General features: G+C 55.4%; 18 protein-coding genes and 1 pseudogene. 17 read left to right on the top strand and 2 right to left on the bottom strand.

Going from position 1 to position 21,344, the window contains the following annotated elements:
• Positions 1–3: 3 nt before the first annotated feature.
• The 17 genes and pseudogenes from AAC060_RS11455 to AAC060_RS11375 all read left to right on the top strand — a co-directional run bounded on the left by AAC060_RS11455 (position 4) and on the right by AAC060_RS11375 (position 19,156).
• Complete coding sequence (locus tag AAC060_RS11455; RefSeq protein WP_339826276.1) at positions 4–1,605, top strand: amidohydrolase family protein; 1,602 nt, start codon at positions 4–6, stop codon at positions 1,603–1,605.
• 280 nt (positions 1,606–1,885) lie between these two features.
• The gene (locus AAC060_RS11450) at positions 1,886–3,124 is read left to right on the top strand and encodes an FAD-dependent oxidoreductase (protein ID WP_339826274.1); all 1,239 of its coding nucleotides are present in this window, start codon (positions 1,886–1,888) and stop codon (positions 3,122–3,124) included.
• Entirely contained in the window at positions 3,114–3,464 is a 351-nt protein-coding gene (locus tag AAC060_RS11445) for a RidA family protein (protein WP_339826271.1), read from the top strand. The genes AAC060_RS11450 and AAC060_RS11445 overlap by 11 nt, the downstream gene beginning before the upstream one ends.
• 53 nt (positions 3,465–3,517) lie before the next feature.
• Positions 3,518–4,417, top strand: coding sequence for a LysR family transcriptional regulator (locus AAC060_RS11440; protein ID WP_339826269.1), 900 nt, complete (start codon positions 3,518–3,520; stop codon positions 4,415–4,417).
• A gap of 105 nt (positions 4,418–4,522) precedes the next feature.
• Positions 4,523–4,891 (top strand): annotated as a pseudogene (locus AAC060_RS11435) (cation:dicarboxylase symporter family transporter); the annotation flags it as partial.
• A gap of 650 nt (positions 4,892–5,541) precedes the next feature.
• Positions 5,542–6,495, top strand: a complete 954-nt coding sequence (locus tag AAC060_RS11430; RefSeq protein WP_339826267.1) for a LysR family transcriptional regulator — start codon at positions 5,542–5,544, stop codon at positions 6,493–6,495.
• 248 nt (positions 6,496–6,743) lie between these two features.
• Positions 6,744–9,284, top strand: a complete 2,541-nt coding sequence (locus AAC060_RS11425) for a TonB-dependent receptor (RefSeq protein ID WP_339826264.1) — start codon at positions 6,744–6,746, stop codon at positions 9,282–9,284.
• Positions 9,285–9,296: 12 nt separating this feature from the next.
• Positions 9,297–10,295, top strand: coding sequence for an MBL fold metallo-hydrolase (locus AAC060_RS11420; RefSeq protein ID WP_339826261.1), 999 nt, complete (start codon positions 9,297–9,299; stop codon positions 10,293–10,295).
• A 3-nt stretch (positions 10,296–10,298) separates the two neighbouring features.
• Positions 10,299–11,414 (top strand): FAD-dependent oxidoreductase, encoded by a 1,116-nt coding sequence (locus AAC060_RS11415; protein WP_339826260.1) that lies wholly within the window; start codon positions 10,299–10,301, stop codon positions 11,412–11,414.
• Between the two features lie 22 nt (positions 11,415–11,436).
• A complete protein-coding gene (locus tag AAC060_RS11410; RefSeq protein WP_339826259.1) occupies positions 11,437–12,339 on the top strand; it encodes a VOC family protein in 903 nt (300 codons plus the stop codon).
• Positions 12,340–12,342: 3 nt separating this feature from the next.
• Positions 12,343–13,500, top strand: coding sequence for an alpha/beta fold hydrolase (locus AAC060_RS11405; protein WP_339826258.1), 1,158 nt, complete (start codon positions 12,343–12,345; stop codon positions 13,498–13,500).
• A gap of 49 nt (positions 13,501–13,549) precedes the next feature.
• Complete coding sequence (locus tag AAC060_RS11400) at positions 13,550–14,749, top strand: MFS transporter (RefSeq protein WP_339826257.1); 1,200 nt, start codon at positions 13,550–13,552, stop codon at positions 14,747–14,749.
• Positions 14,746–15,939 (top strand): cytochrome P450, encoded by a 1,194-nt coding sequence (locus AAC060_RS11395; protein ID WP_339826254.1) that lies wholly within the window; start codon positions 14,746–14,748, stop codon positions 15,937–15,939. Before AAC060_RS11400 ends, AAC060_RS11395 begins: the two co-directional genes overlap by 4 nt.
• Complete coding sequence (locus AAC060_RS11390) at positions 15,936–16,628, top strand: glutathione S-transferase family protein (protein ID WP_339826252.1); 693 nt, start codon at positions 15,936–15,938, stop codon at positions 16,626–16,628. Before AAC060_RS11395 ends, AAC060_RS11390 begins: the two co-directional genes overlap by 4 nt.
• A gap of 59 nt (positions 16,629–16,687) precedes the next feature.
• Complete coding sequence (locus tag AAC060_RS11385; protein ID WP_339826249.1) at positions 16,688–17,257, top strand: cupin domain-containing protein; 570 nt, start codon at positions 16,688–16,690, stop codon at positions 17,255–17,257.
• Position 17,258: 1 nt separating this feature from the next.
• Positions 17,259–18,149, top strand: a complete 891-nt coding sequence (locus AAC060_RS11380; protein WP_339826247.1) for an NAD-dependent epimerase/dehydratase family protein — start codon at positions 17,259–17,261, stop codon at positions 18,147–18,149.
• Positions 18,150–18,187: 38 nt separating this feature from the next.
• Positions 18,188–19,156: a fumarylacetoacetate hydrolase family protein gene (locus tag AAC060_RS11375; RefSeq protein WP_339826245.1), complete on the top strand. Its 969-nt coding sequence runs from the start codon at positions 18,188–18,190 to the stop codon at positions 19,154–19,156.
• A 7-nt stretch (positions 19,157–19,163) separates the two neighbouring features.
• Here AAC060_RS11375 and pobA read toward each other — a convergent pair whose 3' ends face one another.
• Both pobA and AAC060_RS11365 read right to left on the bottom strand, forming a co-directional pair.
• Positions 19,164–20,333, bottom strand: coding sequence for a 4-hydroxybenzoate 3-monooxygenase (gene pobA / locus AAC060_RS11370; protein WP_339826355.1), 1,170 nt, complete (start codon positions 20,331–20,333; stop codon positions 19,164–19,166).
• A gap of 2 nt (positions 20,334–20,335) precedes the next feature.
• Positions 20,336–21,343, bottom strand: a complete 1,008-nt coding sequence (locus AAC060_RS11365; protein WP_339826243.1) for an aldo/keto reductase — start codon at positions 21,341–21,343, stop codon at positions 20,336–20,338.
• Between the last annotated feature and the right edge of the window lies 1 nt (position 21,344).

Here is a 21,344-nt window from a genome sequence, read left to right as displayed (position 1 = left end):
AAGATGGAAATGTTGAAATTTGCCCGGATAGCAGCATTGTGCAGCGTCGCCATCGCACTACCCGCGCTGGCCCAAAGCACGCCAGCGATCGATATTATATTCAAGGGCGGCACAATATATGATGGGTCCTCGAACACCCCGATTATCGGCGACGTCGCGATTGCCGGTGACAAAATCGTCTATATCGGGTCCAAAGCGCCGGAATTAAAATCAGCCAAAGTCCGGACGATCGACGCACGCGGCATGATCGTCGCGCCGGGTTTCATTGATCCGCACACCCATGCGGACCGCTTTCTCGATAGCGAAGATCCGAATGAGCGTTTGAACCTGCCCTGGATGAAGCAGGGGGTTACGACAATTTTTGCGGGTGTCGATGGCGGGGGGCAAACCGACGTGGATAGTTTCTTCCACGACATCGAAATGCGTGCATTTGGTAGCAATGTTGCCGCTTATATTGGTTTTGGACCTGTGCGCGGGGCGGTGCTGAGTGATGATGGACGGGCGCCAAATTCCGCAGAACTGGAGCGTATGAAGGCGCTTGTCGCCCGCGGCATGTGCGATGGTGCGCTCGGGTTGTCGACAGGGCTTTTCTATGCTCCGCAAAGCTTTAGCAAGACGGACGAAGTGGTCGCAGTTGCCCGAGAGGCAGCGGTCCGTGGCGGGGTTTACGATACCCACCAGCGCGATGAATCGACCTATTCCATCGGCGTAGTCGACTCTGTCCGCGAGGCTATAGCGATTGGCAAATGGGCAGGGATGCCCGTTCATTTCGCCCATATCAAGGCGCTGGGCGTCGATGTACATGGCAAGGCCGACGAATTAATTGATATTATCGAAACCGCGCGCGCCCAAGGACAGACGGTTACCGCCGATCAATATCCATGGGAAGCATCGGGTACCGCACTTGAAGCCGCCTTGCTGCCGCGCTGGTCCGTCGATGGCGGACGTGCTGCAATGCTCGGCCGTTTCGCTAGTACCGCTGATCTGGAGCGGATCAAGGACGCTATGGTCGAAAATATTCGGCGGCGGGGAGGGGCGCAATCCTTATTGCTGACTGCCCGTGATCGCGCTTGGACGGGAAAGCGACTGAGTGAAATAGCTGCCGAATGGAATATCACACCGGTGGATGCGGCGCTGCAGATTATCACCAGAGACGGAGAGGGAACGTCGCTGGTGTCGTTCAACATGGCTGATGCGGACATTCGCGCCTTCATGACGCGCCCGTGGGTCGTCACCAGTTCGGACGGTTCACATGGCCATCCACGCATGTATGCGACCTTCCCGCAGAAATATGACCAATATGTAAGGAAAAATAAGGTGATCGACCTCGCAACCTTTATCAACAGCAGCACGGGGCGAACCGCCGACATCTTCAAGTTCGACCGGCGCGGTCATATCCGGACGGGCTATTTTGCGGATATTGTTGTATTCGATCCCGCCGCCTATGCGCCCGTCGCTGATTATATCGAACCCGAACGTCTAGCCACGGGCGTGAGCACTCTTTTGGTGAACGGCGCACTCGTTATAGATGACGGCAAGCCAACCGGTATGGCCGCAGGTTTGCCACTACGCCATGTCCCACCTGCGGCAAGCTGCATAAAATGACCGTTAACACCGCTCTTCCGCGCCGCACCAGCGGGGACCGCTAGCATTCGCTTCTCGAAATATAGGAGCAGCACCCCAGGAATTATCAATCGGCATCGGCATTATTTGCGGTGGCCGTGAAATAAAATCGTTTTTGATCTTCTAAAAGCAGAGCCATTTGTATGTTTAATTTATCGCGACGAAGTAATTTCTTCGTCCCCGCTATCAGTTGGAAAACGCATTTCGCGTTTATCGACACCGACCAGGTTTTGTGCGCGATCGTGCTCATTGAAACCCCGCAATGATACGACCTCTTGACGTTGTCGTTCTGGGCGCTGGCGTAATCGGCGTGACGACGGCTTATGCGCTCGCAAAGCGCGGTCTTTCGGTGGCGATCGTCGACCGCCGGACCGGCCCGGGATACGAGACATCCTATGCCAACGGGGCGCAGTTAAGCTATGCTTATACCGATGCGCTCGCCAGCCCCGCCTTGCTTCGCAAGCTGCCTTTCCTGGTGACAATGGGGGATCCCGCCATTGACCTAAAGCTAACGGCTGACCCTGCGTTTATCAAATGGGGGCTGCATTTCCTGCGCAATTGTACCGGCGGTCGATTTAAGGCGAACACCCTTGCCGCACTTGAGCTTGCGATGGAATCACGCCTCGCGCTACACACACTTCTTGCGCGGCACCCCCTCGACTTTGCTTATGAGGCGGCGGGAAAGCTCCATCTCTATTATGACGATAAGGGATTGCCAGCAGCCGATGAAGTTCGGAAACTCAAGGGCAGATCGGGTGTAATCCAGTATATGATGACGCCAGCCGAAGCCCGGGCGATTGAACCGGCTCTGGAATCGGTGAGTGGAATCGCTGGTGCCATATATACTCCGGATGATGAAGTGGGTGATCCCCACGCGTTTTGCATGAATTTGTTGCAGGTGTTGGTCGACGAATATGGTGTGCAAACCCATTTTGGCTTTGAAGCGGCGGCGTTGGAATCCCGCCACGGACTTGTTCGCATTCAGAACGGGCAAAACGACGAAATATCTGCTCGCCGTGTCGCCATTTGCTTGGGTATTGGTGCCCCGCGGTTTTTGGGACAGATCGGTATTCGGGTACCGATTTGGCCGATGAAGGGCTATTCGTTCACGGCGCCCCACGGCGTAGCCGCTCCGCGCATCAGTATTACCGACACCGCCCGCAAGATTGTACTCTGTAATCTTGGCGGACAAATGCGCGTTGCGGGGATCGCGCAGCTTGGCAATTGGAACAATGACGTCGATCCGGTACAGTTGCATCGGCTTATCCACAAAGCGCAAAGCGCGTTTCCGGACGCAGCGCGTTATGATAAGGCCTATATGACTTGGGCCGGGCTTCGGCCCATGTCGCCCCGGTCCCTTCCGATTATCAGCGAGCCTCGTCCCGATATATTTCTCAATGTCGGGCACGGGATGTTGGGTTGGACCTTTGCAATGGGAGCCGCGGAGCGTACCGCGAATCTGATCATGAATGAAAATCTGGAAAGCTTGAATGAAGAATAAAATTTCCTCTCCCCCGCTCAGCAAGTTTCGCCGTGCAGGCAATATGATTTTCACTGCTGGTCAGTTGCCGCGCGGTGCTGACGGAAAAATCGTCGATGGGGACATTGGCGTCCAGACCAGACAGGTGATCGAAAATCTGGAAGCTGTGCTGCGCGATGCGGGTGCAGATTTAACACATGTCGTAAAAATCACCGCCTGGTTGACCGATGCCCAATTCATGCCCCAATTTGACGCGGTTTATCGTGAATTTTTTCGACAATCCTTTCCCGCCCGGTCAACTGTTATTTCGGGATTGGTCGCAGGTGACGTAGAGATTGAAGCAGTGGCGTGGGTCGAATAGTCGCCAGGAAATTTTATTGAGCGCACTGTCACGAATTTTCAGGAGGCCGGTGCATGCGCGTTCGACAAATTGAAGTTTTTCACGCAATCTATGTTAGCGGCTCGATCAGTGCTGCAGCACGTCGGTTACAAGTGTCGCAACCCTCCGTTAGCAAGGTCCTTCATCGCACCGAAGACCAGCTCGGGTTCCGTCTGTTCGAACTTACCCGGGGGCGCCTAATTGCGACAGATGAGGCGCATATGCTATTCCGTGAGGTGGAAGAAACCTTTGAACAATTGATGTCCCTAGAGCAGGTTGTGAAGAATTTACGCGTTCATGGGGGAGGGCATCTGCGGCTAGGCGTGGTTCCGGCGCTCGGGCTTAGCATCGCACCTCAGGCTATAACCCTATTTCGCAAAATGTACCCCGATGTGACTTTTGATGTCCGCACACTGCATCATGATGATCTTTTCCGGTCTCTCTACGAGCGTGAATGCGATCTGGCGATTGCCTATAATCCGCCGGAACAATCGCGGATAAAGCGGCTTCATATCGCGCGGGCAGAGCTTGTATTGCTATATCGCGGTCAGGATCTGGACGTTACCGACGAGCGCTTCCCCTTAGAGCGACTGGAGGGGCGTGATGTCATCGGGCTCGCTAGCGCGGGCCCGCTGGGAGACCTTCTCGAGGCGGAACGCAAGCGCCAGGATATAACTATCCGAGAAGTTATTTCGGCACAGACTTTCTATATTGCGGCAGCTTTGATCCGTCACGGAGACGGTATAACGATCGTGGATGAATTTACAGCGCGGGCTGGTCTAGTACCAGGAATGCATTACAGGTCTCTGGATCCTGCAATCGAATTTGATGTCTCTTGCGTTTTTTTGGAAGACCGTCCGTTGTCCAAAATTGCCAAAGAGTTTGTCACAATCTTCAAACAAGCGATTGAAAAGGATCGGTCCCCAATTTCTTGAACTACCAAATGAAGAATATTGAAGGCAGCCTTCACTGGAAACGTCTGACTAAGAACATCTCGTCGAATGGCAATGATGCTTTAACAGAAGGGCGCGCGCTTTACAGTCGCGTTGGGCGCGACGATCAACATGAATGGCACAGCCATGTATTTAGGGCTTGTCACGATGTTCGGTGCTCAAATGTACCAGATAGACTTAAGCTTTACGACGTATCTGCTCATTGGCGTTACCGCCACATTAGGGTCGGTCGGGGCAGCGGGAATACCGGGTTCTGGTCTGGTAATGATGAGCTTGGTGCTAGGCACAGCAGGCGTTCCGCTAGAAACCATCGCCTTTGTCGCGGGTATCAATCATATCATGGACATGATGCGAACGATGACGAATGTCACTGGCGACGCAACCATTGCGGTGGCGGTGGGCCGCATGGCGGGCGAAATCGATGTTGAAGAATATATTTCTGCAGATGATGTCTAGCGGTTGAGGTAGAGATTTTGGGATTTGCTATATGCTGTCATCAGATAAGCGATGTGCGCGACGCAACCTTTAAAAATAGGACGGACGCTATTAATCTCACCGATTGTCAAGGTATGCATCTGCGAAATTAGAAAGGTTGGCGGTGAACCAACAGGTTCAATGTCTGCAAATTTGCGTAAGCGGACAGTCTGCTTAAGGCATAATTCTGTCGAATGTCGCCGCTCTCACTATTGATTCGAATACGATAGTAGGGGGTGTCAAATTCTGATCGACGAAAAAAAGCCAGCTCGGCAGAGACGTTCAGCGCTGCCCCGAATGCTCTGGAATTACGTTTGACCGGGATCGTCACGGGCGGGCGCTGTTCGAGCTGCTTCGCGTCCGAGCGATAGCCGAAGCTTTCGTCACCTCATAGAGCGGGTCAAATCCGAGTAATTGGGAATGATCTATAGCCGATTTCAATCTGCTCTTAAATCGACCGAGTGCATTATTGTTTGCTGGCTGCGTTCAAGCTTTTTACGCTATTCAGAGGCAAAAGCGGCCATTCTGCCAGTCTGATCATGAATCGCGATGCGGCGTCATGACGAATTATTTGAACAGTATCATTTCAACTTTTCATTTATCAAGATTAGAATAAATGATATCTATGCTTAATGCGTCTAGATAATTTTGATCTTAATCTGCTTGTGGCCTTTGATGTGCTGTTGCGGGAACGGAACGTCACCCGCGCTGCCACCCGGCTCAATGTAACGCAGGCCGCTATGAGCGCTGCATTGAAGCGATTGAGGGAATCGTTTCAGGATGACATTCTGACACAGCACGGCAAAAAAATGATCCCAACCGCCCGGGCTATTTATCTTGCCCCCAAGGTAGCCGATACGATCCTGCAGCTACGAAGCCTGATTTCGAGCGGGAAGGGCTTTGACCCAGCCACTTCGGATCGCTGCTTCAAGATAGCGGCTTCCGATTATATCACGACGGTTCTCATCGTGCCGCTTCTGGACGTGTTGCAACGGGAGGCTTCCCACGTCACACTGGATATCTCCCTTCCCGACCAAGATGTGGCAGAACAACTTACCAACGGGGAACTGGACCTCCTGCTGACCCCCGAAGAATTTGTTCATCCCGATCATCCGAGGGATTTGTTGTTCGAGGAACGATTTGTAGTTGTCGGCTGGTCCGGCAATCCTGTCATGCAGCAGCCTTTGACGATAGACGACTTTTTCGACAGCGGCCATGTCGCGGTCCAGATCGGACACCGGAATACGTTTATCGAACATGCCCTGGAAGCGCATGAAAAAAAGCGTCGTATCGAAATCACCGCTCCCTCCTTCATTCAGGCACCCTGGTTGATCCCCGGCACGATGCGGCTGGCACTGATGCATGAACGCCTGGCCAAAATTGTAGCCCCTTCCGCCTCCCTGATCATAGCCGAACCGCCAATCAAGCTGCCGGTGATGCAGGAAATGATGCAATTCCATGCGAGTCGAACCACAGACGAAGCTCTGATATGGTTGCGCGACAAGCTGCAGCAAGTCGGTGCCAATTCAGATATTTCCATACGGCACAACCAAATAATGGCAAATCCAAGCGGAATACAGGAATAGACTAGCATCGTAAGTCGTTGCGATTTTCCGATTATTCTTCACAATATTCAGCAAATTTTTATCATAAATAAAATTTATGATAAACTGTAAAAACAAATGATTTTTCCTATTTCTGAAAATGATTATCACTATTGGTGAAAGTGATTTTTGCAATTTGCGACTGTGGCTTATTCACGACCCATCAAAAGCTGCGGCAGACACGCGGCAAGGGTTTAAATCATTAGGGGAGGAAGTTTATGAAATTCCACATGCGAAATACGACTGCGTCCAAGGCAGCGCTCTCACTGGCACTGGTTTCAGCGATGGTTGCATCGCCGGTTTCCGCACAGGACACCGCAGATGCCGATTCAGATAATGCGCAGAGGTCCGGTGGACTGGGCGTCATTGTGGTTACCGCGCAGCGCAAGGCGGAGTCGCTTCAGGACGCTGCTATTCCGATCAATGCAGCAACCGGCGACGAGCTGGCCTTGGCCGGTGTCACCGATGCAACCGCGTTGAATAAGATTGCACCGGCGCTTTACACGACCGCTGGCGGTGGCGCCAATGCGGGCTATTTTATTCGTGGTGTCGGCAACTTCACAAACAACGGTTATACAAACCCTGCCGTGGCCTTCAACATCGATGGCGTTTATATCGGTCGTCCGTCTTCGACTATCGCTTCGTTCCTTGATGTTGCGGTTGTGGAAGTTCTCAAAGGACCACAGGGTACATTATACGGCCGCAATGCAACGGGCGGTGCCGTCAACGTCATCCCCACGAAGCCGCAGCTCGGTGAGTTTAGCGGAAATGTGTCTGCGGGTTATGGCAATTACGATGCCTTCAACATTGAAGGTGCTATAAATGTTCCGATCGCGGATTCAGGCGCGCTTCGCGTGGCTGCAACCGTCAACCAGCATGATGGATATAATAGTGATGGCACTTTTGATGCCAAGGATTTTGCAATTCGCGGGCAATTTTATGCAGAGCCGAGCGACTATTTCAACTTCCGCATGTCGATGGATTATTCGACTCAAAAGGGTGTCGGGGCAGGTACCAATATTCAGGGCGTGTATAATATCATTCCACCTGTTCCGGCGCTGAGGGCCAACCAGCCTGTCAACGGTTGGCGCTTTGATGCTGCTCCAGCTGCCGTGTCAGACCCGTATTCGGGTCTACATACGCCGGCGGCGGATGCGTACACTGCCACGATTGCCGGCGCACCGCTACATTCGCCTTATAATGGCGACTATGTCTATCCGTTCCGCAACGACAAATATTTCGGTGTGAACGTAGAGATGAACTTTGACCTCGGCGGTGTCGATCTGGCGATTATACCAGCCTATCGGCACTCAAAACTGGATAATCAGTTTAACGGTCCTCCGTTCAAAGCTGCAATCAACCAGGATACGGCTGAACAATTTAGCGTCGAGGCGCGACTGTCAGGTTCAACCGGTCCTCTCGACTGGATTTTGGGTGGCTACTATTTCGATGAGACGGTCGAGGGTATGAACTCCTTCAACCAGTTCGCCACCTTGGGTGCCAATAGTTATATTTCCAAATCAGAATCTGCCGCAGTCTTTGCAAGAGCTACATATAATGTGACAGACAGTCTGCGCATCGTTGGCGGTATACGCTATACCGACGAAAGCCGGGATTTTGAAGCCGATGCGGTTGCAGTTGCTGGCGTTTGCCTTGAAGAACCTGTCGGTCGCGCGCCTTTCTGTCCGCAAGTGCCGACAATTCCAGTCGGCTTGACGCTGCAGGATTCACTTAGCCAATTTGATCCTGCTCTCTTTCCTGCTCGGCCGATAAGCACATATAATCCAAACGGGCCCAACGGCGTGGGTCAGGTCTTTCCTTATGGTCCCTTCAACGTCGGCGGTGATTTTCCGCCAGGTCCCGGAGCGCTTCTCATAATCACTCCGAACAGAATCGAGAAGTCGGGTGGCGATGGTGAGTTTACTTTCCGGGCGGCGGTCGAATATGATATCACTCCCGATAATCTGCTTTATGCCAGCTTTGAAAACGGGTTCCGTGCCGGTGGATTTAACGCTTCTCGCGGTAATGAAGAATATGCGCCGGAATTCATTGACGCCTTCACGATCGGTTCGAAAAATCGCTTCTTCGACAATCGTCTGGAGCTGAACGTCGAGCTGTTCTACTGGAAATATGAAGGACAACAGCTGGCTGCTTTGGGCGTAGACATCGACGGGAATAATTCTTTTTATACCCGTAATGTAGGCGAATCTTCGATCAAGGGCGCTGATATTGACTTCCAGTTTCTTGCGACCGAAACGACGAAAATCCGCGGTGGGGTGCAATATCTGGATGCGACATATGATAGTTATATGTTCAATCAGACAGATTTGGCTGATCCGGGTGATCCACCCGAACTTTTGCGGCCGGTCACAACATGTGACGCGACTCAGGATCTGGCAACAGATTCCTATGATATAGATTGTTCCGGTAAGGCGGCTTTGAATTCGCCGAAATGGTCTGCCAATATCGGTATCGAGCAGACGGTCGAATTTGGTAATCTGAGACTGATCGGTTCGGTTGACGGGCGTTATCGCGGTGCCAGAGAAGTCGGCTTCAACTATATTCCCGAGAGCCGGATCGGCAGCGATTTTACCATGGATGCGGCTCTGACATTGGGTGACATTGACGACCGCTGGACATTGACCGGTTACGTTCGCAATTTGACCAACGAAGCAGTCTTGTCGGTTGTCCAGCTTGGTGCCGGTAACGTCGTCGGTGCCAATTACCAGCCACCACGGACCTATGGTGTACGGGCCAAATTCAACTTCTAAGGGGATATGGCTATGCGTTTGATGCAAATATTGTTGGCCAGTGCAGTTGCACTGGCCGCCATCCCGGCCCAAGCGCAGGGCCAGTCAGATGCGCCGGCGGAAGCGGCCAAGCAGGCCGATGCCGGGCTATGGGTCACACTGGGAACGCGGGGAGGGCCGGTTGCCAGCCCGACGCGATCCCAGCCATCCAATCTTCTGATCGCTGGCGGGAAAAATTATCTCGTCGACGTGGGGGACGGATCCGCCGGTCAGTTGGCAAAAAAAGGCCTGCAGACAGTTGCACTGGAAGGCGTGTTCATAAGCCATTTGCATTTCGATCATACAGGCGGCTTGCCAGCGATCTTGGGACTGCGTTTTCAAACCAATCCGAAGAACAAGCTAAAGGTCTTTGGCCCGCCGGGTACAAAGGAACTGGTCGATGGTCTTGTCATGTCGATGATTCCCGGCGCTACTGCCAATTACGGTGTTGAAGGCGCACCAGCCGCAAATCCGCGCGATCAGGTCGAAGTGGTCGAATTGCGTGATGGCGGAACAGTGACGCTTGATGGCATGGAAGTGTCCGTGCGGAAGAATAGCCACTATAGTTTCAAGCCAGGCGGAGACATGGCACGCCGTTTTGAATCGCTTTCCTATCGCTTCGATATGCCAGGACGTTCGATTGTATATACCGGTGACACCGGACCGAGCAAAGCGGTCGAAGAACTGGCCAAAGATGCCGATCTTCTCGTCGCTGAAATGATGGATGTCGAGATGATGGTGGGGCTGGTTCGTCTCGCCAATCCAGGCATGCCGGACAAAGCGGTGATGGGCGTGGAAACTCATTTGCGCAAACATCATCTGTTGCCGAAAGATGTCGGTGAAATGGCCGCACGGGCAGGGGTCAAAGGGGTGGTGGTCACGCATTTTGCGGGCACCGAGCCAAATGATCCTCATCACATGTCATATTTGAAATCCGTTTCGGAATATTATCAGGGGCCAGTGATCGTCGCGAATGACATGGATGAGTATTGAACGATGAATGATATCAATATTCTTGTCATCGGCGGCGGTATCGGCGGACTGACTGCAGCGATAGCGCTGCGCGGCAAGGGACACCGGGTGACGGTGATCGAGAAAGACCCGGAATGGTCTGTCTACGGTGTCGGGATCATCCAGCAGTCCAATGTCATCCGCGCAATGGCGGAACTGGATCTGCTCGATGATTATCTCGCTGCCGGTGTTCCTTTCGACACGGTCGCCATTCATGCGCCGGACGGGACCAAGGTCGCGGAAGTTCCTGCGCCGCGTCTGGTGGAAGGCTATCCTGCCAATGTCGGTATCGGCCGTCCGGCCTTGCACAAGGTTCTGGGCGACCGGACCAAGAGCGCAGGGGCGGAGATCCGTCTGGGCGTTACCGTTTCCGAAATTGTCCAGCACGATGATGGCGTCGACGTGACTTTCTCCGATGGACGTGACGAGAGCTTCGATGTCGTGATTGGAGCAGACGGAGTTTATTCCGATACAAGGCAGCGTATCTTGCCTGACGCCGAGAAGCCCGAATATACGGGGCAAGCGGTCTGGCGCTATAATTTCCCGCGCCCCGCCGACCTCAATTCCTTGCACGCCTATAATGGCCAGACCGGTGTTGGCCTTGTGCCGATCAGCGACGAGCTGATGTATATGTATGTGACGACGCCCGAGCCGGGGAAACCCAATTATCCGATCGACGGCATCGCCGCTTCGATGCGCGGAAAACTTGCTGGCACTGCTCCGCAGATCCAGGCGATGGCTGATCAGATTACCGATGACGAAGGGGTCGTCTATCGTCCGATGGAGCAGATGATGCTTTATGGCGACTGGCACAATGGCCGCGTCGTTTTGCTCGGTGATGCCGTGCATGCGACCACCCCGCATCTGGGGCAGGGCGCCGGGATGGCGATCGAGGACAGCCTGGTGTTGGCCGAAGAACTGACCAATCACGATACACCCGCAGCCGCTTTCAAGGCCTATCGCGATCGCCGCTTCGAGCGCTGCCGCTATATTGTCGAGAAGTCGCTCGCCATTTGTTACGGCCAGATCGGCAAGGGCCCGCTCGTCGATAACGGCAAAGCGACCGCCGAAATGTTCGGCATCGTTTCGCAACCAATTTAAGAATCTCACCCAAGGAATATCCATGAGCCAAGTAAACGAAATCCGCTATGTCGGATATGGCGTCCAAGACTTCGAAACCGAACGCAAATTTTATGCCGACGACTGGGGGCTGGTCGAGGTCGAAGCCAATCAGGATACCGCCTGGTTCAAGACCCACGGTCATGACGAACATCACGTCGTCCGCCTGCACAAGCGCGACAGCAATTGCGTTGAAGTGATCGCGCTCGCGGCAGACAGCCGCGCCGATGTCGATGCGCTGCGTTCCAAGATTGGCGATGCCGGGTGCACGATCATCCACGAGCCACGCGATCTCGATGCACCTGGCGGTGGCTATGGCTTCCGCTTCTTCTCCCCCGACGGGCTTCCGTTCGAAATCTCTTCCGATGTCGAGCGCGGCGAGCAGCGGGCGATGGAGCGCTGGGAAGGCATGCCGCTGAAGATCAGCCATATCGTCCTGCATTCGCCGGACCACAAGGCGGCAGTAAAATTCTTCACAGATGTGCTGGGCTTCAAGGTCAGCGACTGGCTGGGCGATTTCATGTGTTTTTTGCGCTGCAACAGCGCCCACCACCGGATTGCAATATTGCCCGGGCCGCCATGCCTGAACCATGTCGCATACGACATGTTGACGCTGGATGACATGATGCGCGGCGCCAGCCGGCTGCGCAAACGCGGAACCGATATTCGCTGGGGTCCTGGCCGTCATACTGCCGGAAACAATACATTCAGCTATTTTTGCACACCCGCCGGTTTTGCGGTGGAATATACGTCAGAGCTCGAAGAAGTCGATTTCGAGAACCATCAGGACAAAGTGCACGAACCGGGTCCACAGATCATGGACCAGTGGGAAACGGGGATAGGCGGTCCGCAGACTATGCCAAAACCGGAAGCCGATCCCTGCCTCTTCCAGCCTTCGGAGGTCTGACCCATGGCCCTATTTGAATATTTTCCCAATTATATCTGGAACCTGTCCGTAGCGATCGCGATGGAAAGCGGCGGGCAGATCGGTGAAATCATCGATATGTGCCAGCCGATCAAGGAAGCCGCCGCAGCGGGCGATGATGCCGGCGTGCCTCAGTTCATGAAACAATGGGCGGCGATGGGCGACAAGCTGCAGGAGCTGGCCGCCGAAGACGAAGCCAAGGGGCGCAATTTTTCCGCTTCCAACAAGCTGGAGCGCGCGTCGCTCTATCTGTTCACCGCAGAGCGGATGCAGGGCCACGGTCATCCAGGCCGCACCGAGACTTTCGCCAAAGCGCGCAATGCTTTTGACCGGTCGACCAAGCTCGGATCGCTCAACCGTGAGCGGGTAGAAATACAACTCGACACCGGCACCATGCCGGCGATCTGGACCAAGGCTCCCGGTGACGGCAAAAAGCCTGCCGTCGTGTTCTGCAACGGTCTCGATAGCAATAAAGAGCTACTCTACTGGACGCGCTTGCCCGAAGAGCTGGCTAGGCGCGGTATCTCTACACTCTGCGTCGATCAGCCGGGAACGGGCGAGGCGCTTCGCCTTCAGAACCTTCCGGTCGATCCGCATAGCGAAAGCTGGGCTTCCAAGGCAGTCGACTGGCTAGAAACGCAGGACAATGTCGATGCATCGAAACTGGGCATGACCGGCATTTCGCTGGGCGGACATTTTGCCCCGCGCGCGGTCGCCTACGAACCGCGCTTTGCCAGCGGAGCGGTCTGGGGTGCCAACCATAATTGGCGCGAAGTGCAGGACAAGCGGATGAAGCGCGAAGGCGAAAACCCGGTGCCGCATTACTGGGCGCATGTCATGTGGGCCTTTGGCGCGGACAATATGGAAGATTTTCTCGAGAAATCGACCGACATGAACCTCAATGGCCATATGGATCGGATCAAGGTGCCGTTTCTCGTCACCCACGGTTCCAATGATCGCCAGATCAGCGTGGATTATGCGTCCGACCTATATGATCAGCTGGTTAACTCACCCCGCCGCGAGAAGGTTATCTTCACGCCGCGCGAAGGCGGTGTCGAACATGTCGGCGCGGACAATATGAGCTACGGTCGTGACTTGCTGTCCGACTGGTTCGGCGAAACATTGGGCGGAAATACCGCATAATCTGGATCGACTGAAGAATTGACGGCGTTGCAGGGAAGAGGTTTCGAACATGAATCAAGCTACAACAGGCCAAGCCGGCAGCCATAGCGCAGGCACTCGGCACGGCGTCATTCTTCTCCTCGCTGCAATGATGCCGATCATGGCGATTACCTCGCTTATTCCGGTTCTGCCTCTGCTGTTCAAGGAATTCTCCAGTGTCAACGGCAGCGAATTTCTCGTCCCGATGGCGCTGACAATTCCGGCCCTATGCGTTGCATTATTCTCGCCTTTGGCTGGCTGGCTTTCGGACAAGCTGGGACGCAAACATCTGCTGGTCGGCGCCCTGGTGCTCTATGCCGGCTTCGGGATCATTCCCTGGTTCCTCGATGATCTGATGCAGATTATCGGCGCGCGCATCGCGCTTGGGATTACGGAAGCCGTTATCATGACGGTGGCCACCGTGATGATCGGGGATTATTTTGAAGGCGCACGCCGCGAAAAATGGATCGCGCTTCAGGTTGGTTTCGGCAGTATCGCTGCCATCATCCTCATCGCGGTTGGCGGTGGCCTCGGTGAACTATTAGGCTCCCGCGGGCCCTTCCTGCTCTATCTTCTGGCGATACCAATCGCTCTGGCGGCAGCGATCATATTGTTCGAGCCGACGGTCAAATCAGCCGTTTCGGATGGGGTGAAAGCGAACTTCCCGTTCAAGGCTGTGATGCCGTTGATCCTGACGACGATCGGTGTCGGTATCATATTCTACTCTATCGTTGTCCAGCTGGGGCCGGTCCTCGGGCTGTCGGGGGAAGTCTCCCCGGCGACCATCGGCATGATCGGCGCCTTGACCAATATCGCTGTGGCTGTCGGTTCGGTTCTCTTCAACAAGTTCAAACAGAATGTCGGCTCGCGGCTTCTCATAGTCGGCTTGGTTCTGGCGGCCATTGGCTATGCAGGGATCAGCATGTCGACGACCCTGGTTCTGCTCGCTACATTCGCCATCCTTGCCTGCATCGGCAGCGGGATGTTGCTGCCCAATATGCTCACCTGGACCATGAACAGCTTGCCGCCTGAAATGCGCGGACGGGGTATGGGCATGTGGACCGGTGCCTTCTTTCTCGGACAGTTTGCCGCACCGATCGTGACCGCCAGCATCGTACCGATTACCGGCGGTTTTGCTGAAACCTTCCTCGCTTATGCTGTCGTAATCGCGGGCGCCGCGATAGTCGTGGTGGTCATGAACCGGGGAAGCCTCGCGAAAGCCGCAGGATGATCGTAGGGAATATAGCTTCTCTGGATATAGATCCGTTTGACGAAGCCTTTCTCGCCGATCCCTACGCGCATCATGCTGCTCTTCGCGACGCAGGTCCGGTCGTGTGGCTAGAGCCGCTCGGCGTCTATGCCATGGCCCGTTTTGACGAAGTGCAAAGCGCGCTCAGGGATCACGAGACCTTCTGTTCCTCGCGCGGTGTCGGACTGGCCGACTTTTCCAAGGAAGAACCATTCCGTCCGCCATCCTTGCTGCTGGAGGCAGACCCGCCGCTGCATGATCGCACCCGGTCGATCATGAACAGGATCGTTTCCCTGCAAGCCCTGAAGCAACTTCGTCCCGCATGGCAGGCAAAGGCGGACGCATTGATTGCTAAGCTCGTCAGCAAAGGGCAATTTGACGCGGTTCCAGAACTCTCGGAAGCCTTCCCGATGATGATCTTCCCCGACATGATCGGTCTGGCCGATGAAGGCCGCGAGCATCTGATCGATTACGCGACGATCGTGTTCAACGCCTTCGGTCCGCGCAACCGCGTTTTTGAAGACGGCAATGCTGGCAAGCAGGCCGCGATCGAGTGGGTCGCCTGGGCCTGCGAGCGTCAGAACCTCAAGCCGGGCGGCTGGGGCATGGCTTTGTACGAAGCGGCTGATCGCGGTGAATGTACGCCAGAGGAAGCAGGCAAGATGGTGCGCTCGTTTCTATCCGCAGGAGTCGATACTACCGTCAACGGCATTGGCCATATGGTTTTGGCTTTGGCTAGCCATCCGGAGGAATTTCAAAAGCTTCGTGAGAATCAAAAACTCGCGTCTCGCGCGTTCGAGGAGAGCTTGCGCTGGGATTCCACCGTGCAGACGTTTTTCAGGACAACCACAAAAGATACGGAAGTTGCCGGGTCAAACATCCCTGAAGGATCAAAGGTCCTGCTGTTCCTGGCTTCGGCCAATCGCGATCCGCGCAAATGGGAGGACGCCGATCAATTCCGGATCGACCGCAATGTCAGCGGCCATGTCGGTTTTGGTTTCGGCATTCACCAATGTCTGGGACAGATGGTCGCAAGGCTGGAAGGCGAACTGATCGGTGAAGCAATGGCCAAGCAGGTGTCCGCCATTCGCATGACCGGAGAAGCGCGGCGACGGTTGAACAACACGCTCCATGCGCTAGGATCGTTGCCGGTTGCAATGGAGGCCGCATGACGAGAACCATAGCCAAATTATATTTTGCACCCTCCACCTGCGCGCGAGTTGCGCTGACGGCGCTGGAGGAGATCGGGCAACCTTTCGAGACCAGGTTGGTCGCATTCATGGCTGGCGAACACCGGTCGGAAGAATATCTGGCAATCAATCCTTCGGGCAAGGTCCCTGCGCTCAAAACAGAGACGGGCGTCCTGACGCAAAATGGCGCAATCTTGCACTATCTGGCACAGACATATCCCGACGCAGGCCTGTTGCCTCTATCCGGAGACCCTCATGCAGATGCGTCTGTTGTGTCGGCACTATTCCGTTTATCGAGCGATCTGCATCCGCTGGTTACCCGCTTCGTTATCCCCGGGGTGATATTGTCCGATCCGGCGGCATCTCCGCACGTGCGGATGAAAGCCGAGGAAGTGCTGAAGTTGCAACTGGCTCCGATTGCGGCCCAACTGGCCACGCAAGACTGGCTGATGGGCGATCGCTGGTCGATCCTCGATGCTTATCTCGCGTGGATATGGTTCCGTATCACCGGTGCGGGTTTCGACCTTGCAAATTTTCCGGCGATCGCCAGCCATTATGACCGGGCCAGCGAGCGACCTTCAGCAAAAGCAGCCCTCCAGCGGGAAGCGAGCGCGCAGGACCAACTTGCTGCCCGTGGTCTCGCATTCGTGCCGCCCGACATTAACAAGTGATCCATCGATATGCCAATGGTATGAAATGCCCCTAGGCCGAACACAGAAGGAAGTAAAACATGACCCAGAAACCAATCCGCCGCGTCGTCACCGGCCATAACGCCAAGGGGCAGGCCATTATTCAGGAAGACGGTATTGTCCCGCGGATCCAGAAGATCGGTGGAGACACAGGCCCGATGTTTTACGAAGTCTGGAATACCCGCGCCACACCGGCTCCCATCGACCCAAGTTCGGGAGAGCCACCGGAAGAAGGCATCATTCTGGCGCCGCCCGCAAATGGTACGAGAATCCGCGTTCTTGATATCCCACCCGACGATGACAGTTTTTCAGATATGACACCGGAACAGGCGAAGGCACATTTTGCCGAAATCGGTGCAGCGGACGCATCGTCCTTCGAAGGGGAGGGCTCGCGTCATGCCCATATGCACCGCACCGAAACAGTCGATTACGGGATCGTTCTGGAAGGCGAGCTTGTGCTGATCATGGATGAGGGCGAAACCACCGTCGGCGCAGGAGATATCATCGTGCAGCGCGGTACAAACCATGGCTGGTCCAACCGTACCGACAAAAATTGCCGGATAGCGTTCATCCTGATCGACGGAAAATTTTCCGAAGAACTGCAGGGCTGACATGAGGCTGGCGATCACCGGGGCAGGGGGCTTCGTCGGCCGCGCGGTCGCCAGGCATTTGAGCGATATGCAATTTGATGGAACGGTTCGATTGATTGACCGGGAAATTTCCGGGCACTCCGACTTCGAATCTGTCAAACTTGATCTGGCTGATCCCGGGGCACTGGACGGTGCCTTGGAAGGCGTTGACCGAGTGCTGCATCTTGCAGCCCTTCCGGGCGGAGCAGCACAAGCCGATCCGGCGCTGTCACAGAAGATCAACCTAGATCTGTCGCTAAATCTACTAGAGCGCATGGACGGGCGCCGGCTGGTATACGCCAGTTCCATCGCTGTGTTCGGTGACAGTTTTCCTACAGCGGTTGATGACGAAACAGTGGTGCATCCGGCATCGGTCTACGGCACCCATAAACGGATGGTTGAACTGGCCTTTGCGGATGCTGTCCGACGTCAGGCGGTAACCGGAGCCGCTCTGCGTCTTTCGGGGATTGTTGCCAGGCCAAGTTTGGCAGAAGGTTTCGGATCCGCCTTTTTGAGCGATGTTTTTCACGCGGTTCGTGGCGGCGAAGCTTGTACGCTGCCGGTTTCCCCGGACGCAACGAGTTGGCTGATGTCTGTCAAAACCTGCGCCAAGGCTCTGGTGCATGCGCTGCTTTCCGATTTTACCGAACCAGACCCGATAATGCTGCCTGCGGTTCGGGCTCCCATGCAGGTTCTGGTCAAGTCGGCGGCGCGATATGGCGATAGCAGCAAGATCAGCTTCCAACGGGATGACACGATCCAGCGGCTGTTCGCATCCCATCCGTCCCTGACCACGCATAAGGCCGCCAGTCTAGGTTTCACTGGCGATTTAACTCTCGACGGGTTGGTGGACAATGTGTTCGCCTACGCCTGATTTCGACAACTATTCAAATCCAACCGAAAGACGATGACATGATATTGGCAACCTTGAAAACAGCAAATCCCGACGGACAATTAATCGCTGTGTCCGGTGACCACAAACGGTATGTGAATATTGAGGGTCCCGTTTCCAGCCTGCTCGGCGCGACGGAAAACTGGGACAGCTCTAACGCAAAATTGCAGGATGCATCCGGCCAGCTTGAGCAAGGTGGCGGTGATCCTCTGGACGTTTCCCAACTGGCAGCTCCCATGCCGCGCAGCTGGCAGTGGCTCGACGGTTCGGCTTTCTCGACTCATGGCGAGCTTATGCAGATTGCCTTCGGTCTCGATCCCATCGATACCGACCGGCCACTGATGTATCAGGGCGTGTCGGACCGCTTCTTCGGCCCGACCGAAGATGTGCCGTTGCCCAGCATGGAACATGGCATCGATTTCGAGGGCGAGTTTGGCGTGATCGTCGATCATGTGCCGATGGGCACGTCTGCCGAAGATGCGATGCAGCACATCAAGCTGATCGTCCAGATCAATGACTGGTCATTGCGAGCGATTGCTCCGGTTGAAATGAAAACCGGATTTGGCTGGGTTCAGGCGAAACCGGCCTGTTCGATGGCGCCTTTTGCCGTCACTCCGGATGAGCTGGGCGAAGGATGGAAAGACGGGCGGGTCTGCCTTGACCTGGAAATCGATTTGAATGGCAAGAAATTCGGGTCGGCGAACGGCGCGGTTATGGACTTCGGCTTCCACGAGCTAGTTGCCCATGCTGCCTTGACCCGTGATCTGGTTCCCGGAACGATCATCGGGTCGGGCACGGTCTCCAACCCCAATTATGCCGAGGTCGGATCTAGCTGCATTTCGGAAGTACGGGCGATCGAGATGATCCGGGACAAGGCGCCGGCAACCACATCGTTCATGGCATTTGGCGATAGCGTGCGCATGGAAGGCCGCGGCGTTGACGGCTCGTCACCATTTGGCGTGATCGATCAGAAAGTCGTTCAGGCCTGAGCCCGCTTCAGACAGGCAGGCCGACATAATTTTCGGCGATCGATTTCTGCGCCGCTTCGCTTTCCGCGATATATTCCAGTTCAGCGACCTGCATCGCCCGTTCGAAGGGGCCATCATCAGGAAAACGGTGCATCAGCTTGGTCAGCGACCAGCTGAACCGTTCTGATTTCCAGACCCGGGACAGCGCCTTTTTCGCATAGCCGCCGATGCCGTCATTATCGTTCCGATTGAAATAGCCGGTGAAGGCCTCGGATAGATAATGTACATCCGATGCAGCTAGGTTCAGCCCCTTGGCGCCCGTGGGTGGAACGATATGGGCCGCGTCACCCGCCAGAAATAGCGAGCCGTGCCGCATGGGCTCGAACACGTAGGAGCGCAAGGGCGCGATGCTTTTTTCCAGCGCAGGCCCGCGGGTGATGTTGGCGGCGGCATCGGCACCGAGCCGAATGGCGAGCTCGTCCCACAGCCGGTCATCGGGCCAGTCCTCCAGCTTTTCGGTCAGCGGTACATCTATATAATATCGGCTGCGGGTCTTCGACCGCATCGAGGCAAGGGCAAATCCATTCGCATGATTGGCGTATATCAGCTCGTCGTGACAAGGCGGTACGTCGGCCAATATGCCCAGCCATCCGAAAGGATAGACCCGCTCGAACTCGCGCGACACGCTGGCCGGAATGGCTTGCCGCGAAGGCCCGTAATAACCGTCACAACCAGCAATGAACCGCGCATCGATCCGTTGTTCCACACCATCCTTGCTAAAAGTCAGATAAGGCGCATCGCTCTCGATGTCATGCAGCCCGACATCCGAGGCTTCATAGATGATCTGCAGCCCGCGATCCTCGGCCGCCTCCATCAGGTCGCGGGTGACCTCGGTCTGGCCGTAAACCGTGACATGCTTGCCGGTCAGTTCAAATGTGTTGATCCGGATCAGTCGTTCACCGTCCGCAAGGCAAAAGCCTTCCTCGAGCAGGCCTTCCTTGTTGAGCCGTTCATCGAGCCCGAGCCGGTGTAACAAGTCGGTAGTGATCTGCTCCAATACCCCGGCGCGGATCCGGCCGAGGATATATTCGGGCGACTGGCGCTCGACGATGACGCAATCTATCCCTTCCGCGCGCAGCAGATGCCCGAGCAGCAGGCCCGCCGGGCCTGCGCCAATGATCGCGACCTGGGCATTGATGGTCATGCCAGTTCTTCACCGGAAAATGTTTCCGTGTCGATTTGCGCCTGCATCGCAGCCGAATAGCGCGGTCCGGTGATCGCATCGCCGGAGAAAATCTCTTCGACCGCCGCGATCGTTTCTGCGCTCAGCGTGACCGAGGCAGCGCCGATATTCTCTTCCAGATGCGCAATCGAGCGCGTGCCCGGCAAGGCGCCAATGAATGGCCGCCGCGCCAATACCCAAGCAATCGCTAGCTGGGCCGGTGGCAGGCCCAGATCGGCAGCCAGCCTGTTAAACTGCGCAGCTGCTTTCAGATTGTGGCTGAGATCGGGCTCGATAAAGCGCGGCATGAACGAACGGATGTCGCCCTTCTCATAGCTGTCATCATGAACCGCATCGGCCAAAAAACCGCGAACCGTCGGCGAGAAAGCGAGAAAGCCGATATCAAGCTCTGCACATAGTTCCAGAACCGCGATCTCCGGATTGCGCACGCACAGGCTATATTCGCTCTGCACCATGGCAATCGGATGGACGGAATACGCCCGCCGGATGGTCGCAGCCGACATTTCGGAAAGCCCGATATGGCTGATCTTGCCCTCTTCTTTCGCCCGGACCAGCGCGCCGACCGACTCTTCAACCGGAACATTCTTGTCCAGCCGGTGCAGATAATAGAGATCGATATGATTGGTATCCAGCCGCTTCAAGGCGCGGTCCAGCGTTCCCGCGATTGCGTCGGGATGCCCGTTCAGACCGCGCTCGCCGTCATAAACATCGAGTACGCATTTGCTCGCCAAGGTAAATTCGTCGCGCCGGTGGCCGACATATTTTGCCAGCAAGGGTTCGTTCTTTCCGAAGCCGTAGAGCGCAGCAGTATCGAGCATATTGACGCCCAGATCGAGAGCGTGGTTGAGCAACCTTCCAGCCTCTTCTTCTGGCGGCGCAACGCCATAGGCGTGGTTGAGGTTCATGCATCCCAGCACGACCGCCGAGAGGTTGAATGGTCCGATCTGGCGCTGGCTAATGCTCACG

The sequence above is a fragment of the uncultured Parasphingorhabdus sp. genome (genome assembly GCF_963975555.1).
Taxonomy (GTDB): domain Bacteria; phylum Pseudomonadota; class Alphaproteobacteria; order Sphingomonadales; family Sphingomonadaceae; genus Parasphingorhabdus.
Note: the sequence above shows the minus strand (reverse complement) of the source record. Positions and strands in the feature narration are given on the sequence as shown.